This is a genomic window from Pseudomonas sp. FP1742, from assembly GCF_030687145.1.
Lineage (GTDB): Bacteria > Pseudomonadota > Gammaproteobacteria > Pseudomonadales > Pseudomonadaceae > Aquipseudomonas > Aquipseudomonas frederiksbergensis_D.
Window position 1 is genome coordinate 3,799,324 of sequence record NZ_CP117460.1, and the last position, 14,868, is coordinate 3,814,191.

Annotated in this window: 14 protein-coding genes and 1 pseudogene; 10 read left to right on the plus strand and 5 right to left on the minus strand. The window is 58.7% G+C overall.

The window, feature by feature from the left end; translation table 11 throughout:
* Positions 1–82: 82 nt before the first annotated feature.
* Positions 83–505 (minus strand): annotated as a pseudogene (gene hpaR, locus PSH64_RS16780) (homoprotocatechuate degradation operon regulator HpaR).
* 233 nt (positions 506–738) lie between these two features.
* Here hpaR and PSH64_RS16785 point away from each other — a divergent pair.
* The 6 genes from PSH64_RS16785 (at position 739) to PSH64_RS16810 (ending at position 5,644) form a co-directional block, all read left to right on the plus strand.
* Positions 739–2,037 carry an FAD-binding oxidoreductase gene (locus tag PSH64_RS16785; protein ID WP_305477887.1) on the plus strand — a complete coding sequence of 433 codons (1,299 nt, stop codon included), beginning with the start codon at positions 739–741 and terminating at the stop codon, positions 2,035–2,037.
* Between the two features lie 52 nt (positions 2,038–2,089).
* The gene (locus tag PSH64_RS16790; protein WP_105341086.1) at positions 2,090–2,455 is read left to right on the plus strand and encodes a cupin domain-containing protein; all 366 of its coding nucleotides are present in this window, start codon (positions 2,090–2,092) and stop codon (positions 2,453–2,455) included.
* A 54-nt stretch (positions 2,456–2,509) separates the two neighbouring features.
* Positions 2,510–3,169: a helix-turn-helix transcriptional regulator gene (locus PSH64_RS16795; protein WP_105341087.1), complete on the plus strand. Its 660-nt coding sequence runs from the start codon at positions 2,510–2,512 to the stop codon at positions 3,167–3,169.
* 85 nt (positions 3,170–3,254) lie between these two features.
* Positions 3,255–4,076, plus strand: a complete 822-nt coding sequence (locus PSH64_RS16800) for a molybdenum cofactor biosynthesis F family protein (RefSeq protein ID WP_105341088.1) — start codon at positions 3,255–3,257, stop codon at positions 4,074–4,076.
* Positions 4,069–4,869 carry an SDR family NAD(P)-dependent oxidoreductase gene (locus PSH64_RS16805; protein WP_105341089.1) on the plus strand — a complete coding sequence of 267 codons (801 nt, stop codon included), beginning with the start codon at positions 4,069–4,071 and terminating at the stop codon, positions 4,867–4,869. Before PSH64_RS16800 ends, PSH64_RS16805 begins: the two co-directional genes overlap by 8 nt.
* Positions 4,862–5,644 (plus strand): SDR family oxidoreductase, encoded by a 783-nt coding sequence (locus PSH64_RS16810; RefSeq protein ID WP_105341090.1) that lies wholly within the window; start codon positions 4,862–4,864, stop codon positions 5,642–5,644. The genes PSH64_RS16805 and PSH64_RS16810 overlap by 8 nt, the downstream gene beginning before the upstream one ends.
* A 65-nt stretch (positions 5,645–5,709) precedes the next feature.
* On the opposite strand, the gene feaR is transcribed toward PSH64_RS16810, so the two are convergent.
* The 3 genes from feaR to PSH64_RS16825 all read right to left on the minus strand — a co-directional run bounded on the left by feaR (position 5,710) and on the right by PSH64_RS16825 (position 8,847).
* Positions 5,710–6,672 (minus strand): transcriptional regulator FeaR, encoded by a 963-nt coding sequence (gene feaR / locus PSH64_RS16815; RefSeq protein WP_105341091.1) that lies wholly within the window; start codon positions 6,670–6,672, stop codon positions 5,710–5,712.
* Positions 6,673–6,782: 110 nt separating this feature from the next.
* Positions 6,783–7,367, minus strand: coding sequence for a DUF3156 family protein (locus tag PSH64_RS16820; protein ID WP_105341092.1), 585 nt, complete (start codon positions 7,365–7,367; stop codon positions 6,783–6,785).
* A complete protein-coding gene (locus PSH64_RS16825) occupies positions 7,348–8,847 on the minus strand; it encodes an APC family permease (RefSeq protein ID WP_105341093.1) in 1,500 nt (499 codons plus the stop codon). Before PSH64_RS16825 ends, PSH64_RS16820 begins: the two co-directional genes overlap by 20 nt.
* A gap of 305 nt (positions 8,848–9,152) precedes the next feature.
* Between PSH64_RS16825 and PSH64_RS16830 the strand changes: the two genes are divergently transcribed.
* On the plus strand, positions 9,153–10,481 hold the full coding sequence (locus PSH64_RS16830) for a hypothetical protein (RefSeq protein ID WP_305477888.1): 1,329 nt from the start codon (positions 9,153–9,155) through the stop codon (positions 10,479–10,481).
* A 40-nt stretch (positions 10,482–10,521) separates the two neighbouring features.
* Here the strand turns inward: PSH64_RS16830 and PSH64_RS16835 are convergent, their stop codons facing one another.
* The gene (locus tag PSH64_RS16835) at positions 10,522–11,427 is read right to left on the minus strand and encodes a methyl-accepting chemotaxis protein (protein ID WP_305477889.1); all 906 of its coding nucleotides are present in this window, start codon (positions 11,425–11,427) and stop codon (positions 10,522–10,524) included.
* 265 nt (positions 11,428–11,692) lie between these two features.
* Here PSH64_RS16835 and PSH64_RS16840 point away from each other — a divergent pair, with 265 nt between their 5' ends.
* The 3 genes from PSH64_RS16840 to PSH64_RS16850 all read left to right on the plus strand — a co-directional run bounded on the left by PSH64_RS16840 (position 11,693) and on the right by PSH64_RS16850 (position 14,866).
* The gene (locus tag PSH64_RS16840; RefSeq protein ID WP_105341097.1) at positions 11,693–12,670 is read left to right on the plus strand and encodes a helix-turn-helix transcriptional regulator; all 978 of its coding nucleotides are present in this window, start codon (positions 11,693–11,695) and stop codon (positions 12,668–12,670) included.
* A 128-nt stretch (positions 12,671–12,798) separates the two neighbouring features.
* Positions 12,799–13,680, plus strand: coding sequence for a transporter (locus tag PSH64_RS16845; protein WP_181150646.1), 882 nt, complete (start codon positions 12,799–12,801; stop codon positions 13,678–13,680).
* 22 nt (positions 13,681–13,702) lie between these two features.
* Positions 13,703–14,866 carry an MFS transporter gene (locus PSH64_RS16850; RefSeq protein ID WP_305477890.1) on the plus strand — a complete coding sequence of 388 codons (1,164 nt, stop codon included), beginning with the start codon at positions 13,703–13,705 and terminating at the stop codon, positions 14,864–14,866.
* Positions 14,867–14,868: the final 2 nt, after the last annotated feature.

Here is a 14,868-nt window from a genome sequence, read left to right on the forward strand (position 1 = left end):
ACAGTGATGTTGAATGTACCGACGTCATCGCGAGCAAGCTCCCACATTAGATCCCGGCTATTTCTGACACCGTGTTTTGTCTCTAGCGCCTGATGGTCTTCAGCTCATTGAGCAGCCCGAGCAACGTCTGCAACTTCTCCTCTCCCAACTGAGCCTGCTACCGCTGGTAGTTCTCTTCCATGCACTGGCTCATGGACGCAAAGCACGCCTCGCCCTTTTCGGCCAGAGTCACCAGCACCCGCCGCTGATCTTGCTCGGCCTTGCGCCGATGGACCATCCCGGCCGCCTCCATTCGCACCAGCACACCGGTCATGCTTGGTTTGAGGATGCAAGCCAGTTCCGCCAGTTGGTAGATTTCCAGTTCGTCGTGCTGACTGAGGATGCGGATAACCCGCCACTGTTGTTCAGTCAAACCGTGCTGGTTGAGCGAGGGACGAAAAAAGCTCATGGCCGCTTCACGGGCCTGCAATAGGGTCAAGGTCAGGGATTGCCGGGGTTTATGCATGGAAGTCAGAATCACGGTTGATTTAGTTAATAGTTTAACGAAACTCTACCACTGTCCAACTCACAAAACGCTATAACTTGTTTGGCTCCCGAAGGCTCTGGCGCGCTGAATCAAAAATCCCGGCACAGAGAATCAAGACATCCGCCCCGCCAGAGCTCTTAATAGAAGTCATCCGGTACAGAGCTTCCTTAAGGCCCTGCGTTGAGTTTTTCTTCACTTTTTCAGGCTGCGCCATGATCAATATCGAAACGCCCACCTATTACACGGCCACCAAAAAATACAACCTCAGCTTCCCGACGCTGGAACAGGATGTGGAAGCTGACGTTGTGATCATTGGCGGTGGTTTCTCCGGCATCAATACCGCACTGGAGCTCGCCGAAAAAGGCATCACCAATATCGTCGTGCTGGAGGCGCGTTACCTGGGTTTTGGCGGCACCGGGCGTAATGGTGGACAGATCATGGCCGGCATCGGTCACGACCTGGAGAAGATCAAGAAGGACGTGGGTGAGGACGGTCTGCGTCAGGTCTTTGAGATCAGCGACCTGGGTGCGGACATCATCAAAGATCGCATCGCCAAGTACGACATCGATGCCGACTTCTGTCACGGCTACGGCTACATGGGTTTCAACGCTCGCCAGGAAAAGACCCTGCGCGCTTGGGAAAAAGACTTCAAATCGATCAACACCAAACACGAGATCCGCTTTCTCGGCGGTTCGGACGTCAAGCAAATCATTGGCTCCGACGCCTACAGCAGTGCTCTGTTGCACATGGGCGGCGGTCACGTCCATTCGCTGAACCTGCTGCTCGGTGAAGCCAAGGCAGTGGTCAGTCACGGCGTGCGAATTTTCGAGAACAGCCCGGCCCTGGAAGTCAGCTATGGCGAGCGCATTACCGTGCGCACGGGGCTCGGCTCGGTCAAGGCCAGCAAACTGCTGTGGGCCTGCGACAGCTTCCTCAACAAACTGGAACCCGAACTGCACCGCTCGACCATCAACACGTACGCCTTCCAGATGATGACCGAGCCACTGTCGGACGAGCTGATCAACCGCATCAGCCCGATTCGCGGCGCCTACAGCGACATTCGCCCGGTGATCGACTACTACCGTGTCACCAACGAAAACCGCCTGCTGTTCGGTGCCGCCACCCCTTTGGTCGAACATATTCCCCTGGACCTGAAGGCCTGGAATCGCCGCCTGATGCTGAAGATTTTCCCCTATCTCAAGGACGTGAAAATCGACCTGGCCTGGGGTGGTCCGATGGCCTGCAGCCCGAACCTGTTCCCGCAGATCGGCACCCTGCCCGGTCGCAGTAACGCCTTCTTCGTTCAAGGCTATTCGGGCTTCGGCGTCACACCCAGCCATATCATCTGCAAGGTGCTGGCTGAGGGCATGAGTGAAGGTTCGGCGCGCTATGACCTGGTCAGCTCGATCCACCGCCCGACCATCCTTGGCAAAGATGCGTTCCGCCCCTTGTTGCTGACCGCCGGCAAATCCTGGCACCAGCTTTCGGGTTACTGGAACGGGCGCCGCTGACGGCCGAGGCGTTCTTCCCTTTCAACTTTTTTACTCATCAGGAGCAACTGCCATGACCCTTACTACCCTCAAGCAAGACATCCAGCTATCCGAACTGGATGCCTGGGGCACCGTCGCCGACCTTGGCTCGGAAATCCTCGAAGGCGAAGTCCGGGCCTTCGGCAAAATGACCTTCGGAGCGCCGACCGACCCGGTCAGCAGTGCTTACTTCGGCACCACCCAGGGCAAGTTCCGGATGGTCTATCAGTTCGCCGAACAAGCCACCGTAGTCACCGGTGAAGTGGTCCTGACTGACGAATCCACCGGCCAGAGTTCTCGCTACAAGGCCGGTGACAGCTGGTTCGTGACCAAGGGCACGCCTGTGCTCTGGGAAGTTGTCAGTGAAAGCTTTGTGAAGCATTATTTCGCTGTTGCCTGATCGATCCCGGCTGCCGACTCCCACCGGCAGCCTTTTTGGCGAAGGTTACTTACCATGAACGCCATCCCTACTCAGGAAGTCGCTGGCCATTGCCTGCAGGCTTTCACTCAACTCGTTCCTGCCAGTCAGGCGGCGTTCTACTGTGTCGACCGGCACCTGCAAGCCCGTGATTTCCAGCTGCATTGCATGAGCGGCGAGATGCATCGCGACTATCTCGACAACTACCGTCAATTCGACCCGCTGCAACCACGCAATTGCCTGTCCAGCGGGCTGGTCGTAGTGCCGCTAGGCCTGGCCATGGCCCGACAGCCGACGCGGGACAGCCGGCGCTATCGGGATTTCCTGCAACGCTATGGCGTCGTCGATGTGGTGGAAATCCTTGCCCATAGCGCCGGCCAGCCTCAGGCCGCCATCTCATTGTTACGCACCGCCGAACAAGGCGCCTTCACCACCGACCAGTTGGTCCAGCTCAATGCCTTGCAGTCTCTGCTGCAACTGGCCGTGGCGAACATGCAGCTCTGCGAAGATCCGCTGATCGGCCTGACGCCCAAGGAGCGGCAGATCGCGTTGCTGTTGCGCCAAGGCGCCAGCAACAAGCAATTGGCCCGGGAACTGGACGTCGGTCTGCCGACCATCAAGACTCACCTGATCAACCTGTTTCGCAAAACTGGCGTGGCCAGTCGTACCGAGTTGGTGGGGACGCTGTTTCTCTAAACCGGTTCAACCATCCGGTTGATAGGCGAGCCAGAATCCGAGCGGCATGATCCAGGTCGCTACTTCACTTAACCGGAGCATTGCAATGACCAAACCCTCTGACTGGATCACCGTTGGCGCCCTGGCCGACGGCTTCGCCCCAGAAGCTTTTATCCTGCCGAACCTGGCCGACCTGAATGGCAAGACCTTCATGCTGAACTTCGCCAATGGCTGGCAGATCGAACATCGTTTCGACACCGAAACGGTGTCCTGGACCGCTGCAGACGGTCACTCCAACGGCACCGCAGCGTATCGGGCAACTTCGGTGCGCCCCGGTCTGTATCTGGTGGATTTCATCAAGCGAGAAGGCGCTCAAGCCTGGTCGGTGAGCCTGGTGCTCGACACCGGCAGCGCTTCGTTCACCGCCGTGATCGGCCGCATGCCGACCCAGGAGCAAACCCGTGAAGGTCTCTACAGCCGTGCCCTAGCCGGCAAGAACCTGACCTCGGTCGAGGTGGATTTCCTGCATGGCAGCCTCGATCGTCCGTGGCAGGAAGGCCAATGCCCTCACGCACCGACCAGCGAACTGATCGGCCTGCGCAACCTGTATCGCTACAGCCCGAGCGAAGTCTACGAGCACATCTACCTCAACGATCAATTCTATTCCTGGCAGTGCCTCAAGGGTGTAGAGCAAGGCCTGTGCGACACCGACCGCTGCCACTACTACAAGATCGCCGATCAGTTGTACCTTTTCGTCTGGCGCGAGAAGATCATCCCGACCCTTGGTGTACTGCTTATCGACATGCAACAGCACCGCAGCGACGGCAAGATTTTCGGTTATGCCGGGTCATCCTTCGATGAGCTGTCGAACTTTCCGGTCGCCTCTTACTGCCAGGTTCTCAACCGGACAGAGTATCCCGATGCCTGAGCCACGTATCGTTGCAATCACCGGAGCCGGGACTGGCATCGGTGCCGCCTGCGCTCGGCTGTACGCAACCGAAGGCGCCAATCTGGTTCTGGTCGGCCGCCGCCGCGAACCTCTGGAGCAGGTTGCCCGGGAAACCGGTGGCCTGGTCCTGGTCGGCGATGCCGCCTGTCCGGACACCTGGGAAGGTTTCATGGCGCAGATTCGTCAGCATTACGGCCGGCTCGATGTGCTGCTGGCCTGTGCCGGCGGTCATGGTCTGGGCAGCGCAACCCAAACCACCCCACAAACCTGGGAAGCCGCGTTGCGCAGTAATCTCGACAGCGCCTTCTACAGTGCCCGGGCCTGTCTGCCGCTCTTGCTGGAAAGTGCCGGCAACATCGTGCTGATCGGTTCCATTGCCTCACTGGCGGCGGGCCCCGAAGTCTGCGGCTACACCACAGCCAAGCACGCCCTGCTCGGCCTCAACCGCTCGCTGGCCAGGGATTACGGCCCACGCGGCGTGCGAGTGAATGCGGTCTGTCCGGGCTGGGTCCGCACGCCCATGGCCGATCAGGAGATGCAGCCGCTGATGGATTTTTATGGTGAGACGCTGCAGCAAGCCTATGGCCGGGTCTGCGCTGACGTGCCGTTGCGCCGGCCGGCCAGTGCCGAGGAAATCGCCAGGGTCTGTCGCTTCCTGGCGTCCAGCGAGGCCTCGATCATCACCGGCGCGACCCTTGTGGCCGACGGCGGTTCGAGCATCGTCGATGTGCCGACCCTGGCCTATACACATATGGAGCAACCTCATGTCTGAAGGCTGCACTTTCAAAGATCTGGACTTCAGCGGTAAAACCGTACTGGTGACCGGCGGTGCCCAGGGTATTGGCCGTGCGATTGTCGAAGCCTTCGCCTTGCGCGGTGCACGCGTGGTGATCGCCGACTTGCAACTGCCCCAGGCTCAGGCGCTGGCCATCGAGTTGTCTGGGCGGGCGTGTCAGGTCGAAGCCGTGTTCGTCGACCTGGCCGAGTCCACAGCGGTGTTCGAACTGGTTCAGGGCCTGGAGCAGCGTTTGGGTCGGCTGGATATCCTGGTGCACAACGCTGGGTATTTTCCACTGACTCCCTTCGCCGAGATCACTCCGTCCATTCTCGACCGCACCTTGGCCGTCAATCTCTCGGCACTATTCTGGCTGACTCAGGCGGCCTTGCCGATGTTCCGTCGTCAGGGTCAGGGCTGCGTGCTGGTGACTTCATCGGTCACCGGCCCGCGGGTGGCCTATCCAGGACTGAGCCACTATGCGGCATCCAAGGCCGGGGTTAACGGTTTCATTCGCAATGCCGCACTGGAGCTGGCCGGATACAACGTGCGGGTCAATGGCGCTGAGCCCGGCATGATCGCGACGCCTGCCATGGGTAATCTGGGGGGCGACCAGGTCAACGACGATATCGCCAGCCGTGTGCCTTTGGGACGATTGGGCACTGCGGCCGATATCGCCGGAGCCATGCTGTTTTTGGCGTCGGATCTGGCGAGCTACATTACCGGGCAGACGCTGGTGGTCGATGGGGGATCGACCTTGCCAGAGGTTTGATACAGCTTTTTTCAATACTAAAAAGGGGGCTTTGGAAAGCCCCCTTTTTACATCCAGTCAAAGACTCACGCCGCCCCCACCGCCTGCTGCAAATGGCTGGAACGAAAATCCTTGGGTGATAGCTCGAACTGCTTCTTGAACGAGCGGCTGAAATGCGCCGAATCGGTGAAGCCCCACTTGTAGGCAATCGAGGTAATCGATTCAGTCCTCAGGAAAGGGTTGGTCAGGTCATCGGCGCTGCGTTTGAGCCGAGCCCGTTGAATATAGCGACAAACGCTATCGTCCTGTTCCTCGAACAACCGGTACAAATGCCGCACTGAAATGTTCAGTCGATTGGCCAGGCCCACCGGGCTCAGGCCGGGCTGGGTCAGGGATTCATCGATGACTTTCTGCACATAACTTCGCAGGTTATTGCCCTGCAACGAGGCGCTGTCGACCCGTGAATCATGATCCTGCTCGAATGCCGAGCCGAGTAGCGAAGCAAAAGCACACTGCAAGGCCTCGCCCTCGCCCACGGCACACTCGCCCTCCAGGTTGTCCTTGCATAGCTGATCCATCAACACGTGCAGCATCCGCCCGCAGGCCTTGCTCGAGGAAATCTTGCCGAAGGTCCCGAGCTGGCTGCCGAGTTGCTTGCACACTTCATTGCGAGACAAGGACAGGGAGGCATGCTCGATCAGGCCAAAGGGGGTGATTTCGATGGACCCTGTCGAATCCATCAATAGCATATCCCCGGGGGCCAGCTGGATGCTCCGGCCATTCTGGGTGATCTGGGCGTAGCCGCTGCGCTGGCTGACCAGGAAACAATGCTGGTCATTATCGTGGTCGGGGTTGGTCTTGGGGCGCTTGATGAGGCCCGCATTGGTGCGCAGGTTGGCCAGCGGCAGACCGCCTCGGGAGAACTTGGAAACCTCACCGATGAACAGCGCGCGGTTGAAGGCCAGTTCTGTGTCGAAGTGACCGCAAACAGCTCGCAGATCCCGGGTCCAGTTTTCCAGCCCGTCTTGCACAACCTGTTGGATGCTCATGGGTATCTCCACAATGGCTTTTTGTTTTTGTAGCGCAATAGTTAACATGTTATCTATATGTGCGCAACAAGTACTGATAGCCGTATGTGAAAGCATTTATGATGCCAAACTCAAAGCGTGCGCAGCACTCGCTGCAAACCACTCAAGGACTCGAGCAGCCAGTCGCGCTGCTCACGGCTCAAGGCGATGTAGCGACGAAAGGCCGGCATCCGGTTGACCACTTCGCTACCGCCCATATGCTCCAGCCGCACGCACCATTGACGCGCTTGTAGATCGATGCGCAAGCGTTTGAAATCCAGCGGCATCAGCGCTTGCTGCAGCATACTGTCCGCCAGTAATCCGGCTTCCAAACCGACCAACAGTGCCGCGTCTCCAGCACGTTGCCGACAGCGGATTCCGGTCCGTCGAACCGACCCGGTATGGTGCAGTTCAAAGCTCGCCATGCCCTCTCTTGTAGCAGGCACCCGCAGCACGAATTCGGTCATAACCAGGTGCATCAACAGCTGCGACTCGGTGCGCTCGACGATCTCCAATTGCAGGCTGCCATCGTCCAGCGAAGCCCGGGCCACTGTCAGCTCTGTCTGCTCGAAACTGGCCAGGCCGAGGTTGCGCCGCAGGTGCTCAAGCGTCACACCCGGCCGATAACCGGCCGGGGCGCGACTGGCACTGAACAGCTCAGACAGTTTTTGCAGCATGGTCGAGATAATCGTTGTGATGCTTGCCAGGCTCATAGGAAAACTCCTTGGCCAGCACGTCTTCCACCAACGCCGGCTTGAATGGATTGACCTTCTGCACGACTAACGTCCAAAACAGCGCATACACCGCCGTGCAACCGAGCATCACGCCAAAAGGGATATAGATGTCCGCCGGATTCATACCGGGCGGCGTGATAAACCACATGCCCAGCAGAATACCGATGCTGGAGACAATCTGCGGCAGTGGAAAGAACGGCGAGCGATAAGCCCGTGGCAGATCGGGGCGACGAATCCGCAGGATCACCACTGACAGCGTCACCAGCAGATAAGCAAAACTCCAGGCGCATACGGCAGCCAGCACCAGGGGCATGATGTTGTCGGCGTTGCCGCCCAGATACAGCGCATGCAGGCAAGGAATCAGCATCACCACCACAATGCACAGTAGGGGCGTCTTGAAGCGTGGGTGCAGGTAAGTGAAGACCTTGGGCAACGCCCCATCGACCGCCATACCGTAAAGAATCCGCGGCACTCCCGCCATCAACGTATTGATGGTCGCCGCGCCGGCAAACAGGAAGCCAATACCCAGCCATATCGGACCGATATCACCCATTACCTGCTCGGCGAACTTTGGAATCGCCATGGGCGTGTCAAGCAGATGCACACCGCTGGCCGCATCCAATAACACGTTTTCCACCTGACGTTTCATCGCTGCACCGTAGATGAACATGCACGTCGCCACGCTGAGCAAACCCAGAATCATCGCCTTGGGCATGACCCTGGCCGATTGGCGCAGATCCGGCGCCAAGGGTGTGACGAACTCGCAACCAACGAACATGAACATGGCCATGCCCACAAGCGACAAAATGGTGATCAAGTCTGTGCCCACCAGCGACTCACCGAACCAGCCATCCAGTTGCACAGCCGGTGCCGCGATCAGCCCCAACACGCCGAACACCATCAGGGTCGTCCACATGCCGAAGGTCAGGATGATTTCGGCCCGACCGAACGCGCTGACGCCGAAGATATTGAGGATCCCGAACACAACGACGAACCCCACCCCAAGCAACCACGAACCACCGACCGATTCGGCCAGCGTGTTGAGATGCTCGAAGTTCACCAGTGCCATGACGCCCGAAAGTATGGTTTCCGCAGTTCCGGCAAACACATGGACAATCAGGTAGGCCGACAATGTACCGGTGATTGCAAAGAAACGGCCCATGCCGCAGTTGATGTAATCGTAGACCGAACCGGTGGTCGGCAGAATCGACGCAGCTTCAGCGAAGGTCGTCGCCTGGGCCAGCATCATTACCACGGCGATCAACATGGCCACCGCAAAAGCGCTGCCGCCAATGCCAAACCCCATGGTCGCGGTGAGTATCACCGGACTGGCCATGATCAGGCCGATGGTGCTGGCAAGTGCGGTGGGAAAACCGACCGTACCCCGGTTCAAATGCTCTGTGAGCCTGTCATTGATCGACATAGTGCAGATCCTCGAAAGCGGATTTTTCTATTGTATGAATCGAGCCGTTCAAGGAGCCGGCGATAACGCCTTCCCCAGCCAGTCCCTGATCGAAACGGCGCCCTGTGCAGAACCACTTTGCGCCCCTCCCGCCCTGATCGTCTTGCCCATGCCTGCCGCCGGTTTTGTTGCTCCCTGCCAAGGTCCGGCGCTTGGCTGACAGGATCAATTATCTGGCACGCAGGTGAAAGACTTCCCCCGCCTCCAGTCGCCCTAATGCGCACTCGACCTATCGAGCTGTCCAACAAAAGCTGGGGAAAACAACAATGGAGCAAACACTGAAAGCACGATCGCTGTCCAAGACCGTTGGTCTGGGTATCGCGCTCTTGATCGCCGACTCGTCGGCCCAGGCCTACGAGCTGTATGCCGATAACGACACCAAGGTCACCGGCAACTTCCTCGCCGTCTATGGGATGTTCAACAGTCGCAAGAACTATGACGGCATCACAGGCGGGTCTAGCTGGCGCGAAGGATTTATCAAGTATGGCTTGAGTGTCGAGCAAACGCTCGGCGACCTGGGCAGCGCCTATGGCACGGCCAATCTGGTCAGTTCCGGCACCTGGGGCGATGGCGATGCGGCGGGCATCACCGACGGCACCGAACGAACCACAAAGTTTGATGAAGCCTTCGCCGGTTGGCGTTCCGGCGACCTGTTCCCGGTACTTGGCAAGGATGGTGTGGATGTGTCGTTTGGGCGCCAGGTCATTACTCTCGGTGACGGTTTTATCATCAACGACGACGGCCTGAACCTGGGTAAAGGTGTGGCGGACGGTGAGTTCAACCGAGGTGGTGCCTATTATCTCGCGGCACGCCACGCCTTCGACGAAACCGCCGTTCTGCGCTTGGGCGGCAAGGAAGGCGTTCATGGCAGCCTGATGTGGATCAAGTCGGATAACCGCGCTCAGGCCAAGACCGAGATGGCCGCCAGCACCCTGGAATACACCGCCGCGCCAGGTACCCTCGGGCTGACCTATATTCACGGCATCGACGTCGATGATCGTTATGCCAGCGACTTCCAGAAGCAACGTGAAGGCATGAACATCTATAGCCTGCGGGGCGCTGGCAATGGCGGAATAGAGAACGCTCACCTTTCCTTCGAATATGCCTGGCAGGACAAGGACGCCGGCCTGGAAAAAGCCTGGTACACCGAAGCCGGCTACACCTTTGCCGACCTGCCATGGTCGCCGGACCTGACGTACCGTTACAGCCGCTATTCCAAAGATTGGGATTCGATGTTCAACGGTGTCAACCGTGGCTACGGTACCTGGTTCCAGGGCGAAGTGGCCGGTAATTATTCGGGCCCGTTCAACAGCAACACCGCGATCCAGCATGTGGCGCTCAAAGTCAAACCGCTGGAGCCAGTGACCGTTGGAGTGCTGTTTTTCGACTACAAGACCCTTCACAAGAACAATGCGCTGAACCTCGATGGTCGTGAACTTGACCTGTATGCCGAATGGGCGGTGAACGAGCACCTGATCGTCACCCCGCTGGTGGGCCTGTATAAGCCGGAAAAGGATGAAAGCAACGGCGGTAATCAGGTAGGTGGCAATGGCACCAACGTCTACAGTCAGCTGACCGTGGCCATCCCCTTCTGATGTTCTTCAGGAGCTGCCGGGGGGCAGCTCCTGAGCAGGCTTACTGTTTGTGCTGATGCAACATCGTCTGAATCTGATGTGTGGCCTGGCGGGTATTTTCCGCGAGTTTGCGCACTTCATCGGCCACCACTGAAAAACCGCGCCCGACCTCTCCCGCCCTCGCCGCTTCAATGGCGGCATTCAGGGCCAGCAGGTTGGTCTGGTCGGCAATGCCTTTGATAACCCCCACCACCGTTGCGATCTGGCCATAGGTCGCCTGATTCTGCTCGAGCATTTGATGATGGGTCGCCTTGGCCGAACGCTCATCGCTGATGTCGCGTACCGCGCCGATCACGCGACAAAGCTTTGCGTGCTCATCACGTACCGCACGACCACGCTCGCGGCACCAGATGTAGTCGCGGGTCTTATGGCGCATCCGGTATTCAAAGACGTATTCGCCACTGCCGTGGGGTCCGAGAATTTCCCGGTCGAAGATCGCCATGATTTTCGGCAGATCATCCGGGTGGGTGATGCCGACCTGAGCATCCCAGCCGTCGGGCAACTCATGGGAGGCATAACCCATCAGGAGGCGAAACTGATTGGAGAAACGCATGCAGCTGGCAGGGTCTTGAACATTGCCGTTGACCACGGTGATGTCCCAGCAGCCCTCGGTCAGCGTCGACTGCAACAGTTCCCAGATCTGCTCCTCCTGCCGATGCTGGCGGGACAGCTGCACATGCTGGCTTAACTCGACTTCAAGCGCCTGCTCGCGGCTCAGAGCCTGTTTCAGCTGTTGGCGAAGCGTTTCAAGCGCTTGCTCGCTGCGCTCCAATTGGCAGGCCTGGCCCTTGGACAGCTCCTCGGCGACCCGCAGACGTTGCACGATTTGGTTTTTTTCTTGTGTGAACCGTTCCAGTTGCAAGGTCTCAGTGAGCGCCTGCTGCTGTTTATGTTTCTTGAAGAACATCAGCCTGTCCTTTGTTCATCGATCGAGACACTGGATCTGATAGCAAACGGGAGGTGATTGCTTGTACGTGGCTGCTGAGGCGTTTGCTCCTGTCTGCCACACACAAAAGGCCTTCCTGTAGCAGGCATCGTGCATCTGTAGGATAGCGATACTCTCTCAACCCGCCGATACTCGTCCTCAGGCCCTGCCCACGTCCAAATGACGTTCCGGTCCTTAATGACTTCGTGACGAAAACAATAAAAATGTCGCACAGAGGTACATACGAATGAGCCGTCATGATCATGGTCACGCCAGCCTCCTGGAGGCGTTCAGTGCGATGACACTGGAGCTTCAGCGCCTGGCACAGGACAAAGACATCGAGCACTTCCACCATGCCGCGCTGGGCTGCATCAACCAGTTGTTACCCTTCGACAGTGCCTGGTGGGGGCGTGCGGCGCTGATTGAGGGGTTGCCTGAAGAACACAACTCCTATCTCTACAAATTGCCCCGCAGCTACCTGCCGGACTGGCAATCGATTCGCCATATCGACGTGACCGTCGGCAGGGTCCATGACATCCCCGGGCAAGCGGTCATCGTCGACATGCGCGACCCTTCCAACGGTCCCGGACTCAACTGGCTCGGCGAATCCTATGGTATTGGCGAATTGCTGTGCATTGTGTACGTCGACCCACAAACCCACCTCAGCGATCACCTCACGGTGTATCGCGCTCCCGAAGCACCGCGCTTTTCCGATCAGGATTGTCGGTTGCTGAACAACCTCATGCTTCATCTGGTTGCCGCGGTATCGGCCAACCAGATCCGCACCCTTGTGGCCATGCGCGAAACCCTCACCCGCCCGCGCAATCTGGCGCTCGCCGTATGCGACCAGCGCGGCACACTGCACTGCGCGGAACGTGGTTTCGTCGACTTGCTGCTGAGCGAGTGGACGGACTGGACTGGCCCTTGCCTGCCGGTGGCAATGGACGCTAATGGGTATGAAGGCAAGCATCTGCAGATCGAGGCCTCGACGGTCGGTGATCTGTTCCTGCTGGCAGCCCGCAGCCGCACTGTGCTGATGCAATTGAGTCCACGAGAAAACGATGTGGCTCAGGGCTTCGGCGAAGGCAAGACCTACAAGGAAGTCGCCCGCGATCTGGGCATGTCACCCAATACCGTGCGCCACCACATCCGCGCCATCTACAGCAAACTCGGGGTTAAGGACAAAGCCCGAATTGCCCATCTGCTGCACGCCCCGCCTGACTGATCTACCCCGCTGACTCGCGCTGACTTTTTAGCTGCCTTTTTGACAGCCACGGGACACTTTTGCCCTTTTTTCCCTATGCCACGTAGGGGCGATCCGTTCGCCGCACAACAACTCAAAGAAGAGACGCAATGCCCATGACCAGTACCTTCACCCGCAACACTGCACTGGCTCTTATCAGTGGTCTGTCGAGCCTGCATGCTGGCGCTGCCGACCTCAACGCCCGGGATTTTTTCGGCGCCCCTTCGGGCACCACCCTGGGCGTACTGTATTTGCCGGCAAGCCGCGCCAATGATTTCCACGGCCCCGCCGACAGCACGGGTAAGGCCGACCTGAAGGTCAACGCTGTGGCTTATCGCCAGGTATTTTTCACCGACACCTGCGGCACCCTCTGCACCCCACAATTCATCGTGCCCTTCGCCGACATCAGCGCCCGCCTGCCAGGTGCCAGTCAGCACACCGGAGAAAGCGGTTTCGGTGATCCTCAGGTCGGCGGCACCCTGTTCTTCATCAACGACCCCACCTCGCGCACCTACAGCGGGTTGCTGACCCTGCTTACCCTGCCGGTGGGCGAGTACCACAGCACAAATCCCGATGTGTCACCCGGCGCCAATCGCTGGGGGGCAACCTTCGTTTACAACTACACCCAGGGCATCGGTGAAAAATGGGTGCTGGAAGCCAACTTCGAAGCCCAGCTCTATGGCAAGAACGACGACTACTTCAGCAATGACCTCAAACAGGACCCTCTGTATCGCCTGCAAGCTTTTGCCTCTTATGACTTCACTTCGAGCACCTATGGCGCGTTGCGACTGATCCACGCCGATGGCGGCGAGTTGCGGATCAATGAACAACGCATCGATGACACCCACAAGCGCTACACCCAGGTGGGTTTCGAAGTCGGTCACTGGCTCGATAAACAGAATCAGTTGATGTTCAGCCTCTCGCAGAACGTCGCCACCGACAACGGCTATCACGGTACCGACGCGTTGCTGCGTCTGGTCCATGTGTTCTGAATTCATTCATCGGAGCTTGAACATGAACACCCAGACCAAACCGCTGACCAATCACCGCTCGCTCGCATCATCCCAACTGGCATTGCTGGCAGCCATTGTGCTGTTCGCCGCCATCACCCCGACCATCCTCATGACCGCACCGGCAGTGGCGGCGCAACTGGCAACTCAATGGCAACTGAGCCCGTCACAGATAGGCGATCTGTTCTCCACCGAACTCGGTGCCATGAGCCTGGCCACCCTGCCCGCTCTCTGGTGGCTCAAACGTATCGACTGGCGCCGCGCCGCATTGCTGGCCGGGATACTGTTCATTGCAGCCAACCTGCTCTCGATACTTGCCCACGATTATTCGCTACTCCTGGCATTGCGCTTTTGCAGCGCCCTGGCCGGCGGTTCACTGATGATCATCTGTCTGTCCAGTGCCGCCTCGACGTCCAACCCCGGTCGCGTCTATGGCTTATGGGTGATGGGGCAACTGGTGGTCGGGGCGATTGGCTTGAGCATCCTGCCACGCCTGTTCGAACACTACGGGCTGTCAGCCTGCTACTTGATCCTTGCAGGGCTGATGACGGTCTTTTTGCCACTGGCCCGTTACTTTCCCCAAGGCAGCCCGCCGACCGAGAAAACCGCCGAGCGAGTAGCCCTCGCCTCGAAGTGGAAGGCGGCACTGGGCATTCTTGCCATCCTGAGTTTTTACATCAGCCTGAGCGGCGTCTGGACCTTTATCGGTTCCATCAGCACCCAAGCCGGCCTCTCTGCCGAGTCCAGCGGCGAGATTCTTGCCGTCGCTACGGTGACAGGCATTGTCGGTGCGGGTTGTGCCTCGCTGATCGGCAATCGTCTGCCACGCCTGCTGTTGTTGCTACTGGGTTACGGGCTGATGGCAGGCTCGGTGCTGCTGTTGCTGGGCCAACCTGAAATGCTGCGCTTTGCTTTGGCTGCGCTGCTTTTCAAGTTCACCTGGACCTTCATTCTGCCGTTGATTCTGGCCTGCCTGGCCGACCTCGACCGTTCTGGAAAACTGATGAATGCCTCCAACCTTGTGATCGGTGGTGGCCTCGCCATCGGCCCGACAGTGGCTGGCCGGCTGATCGAAGCCAGCGGCGGTTTCCAATCGCTACTTATCGGAGGGGCCTGCATCACTTTGCTGTCCCTGGTGTTGATTCTGAGCTGCCGCCCTAGCGCGTGAGT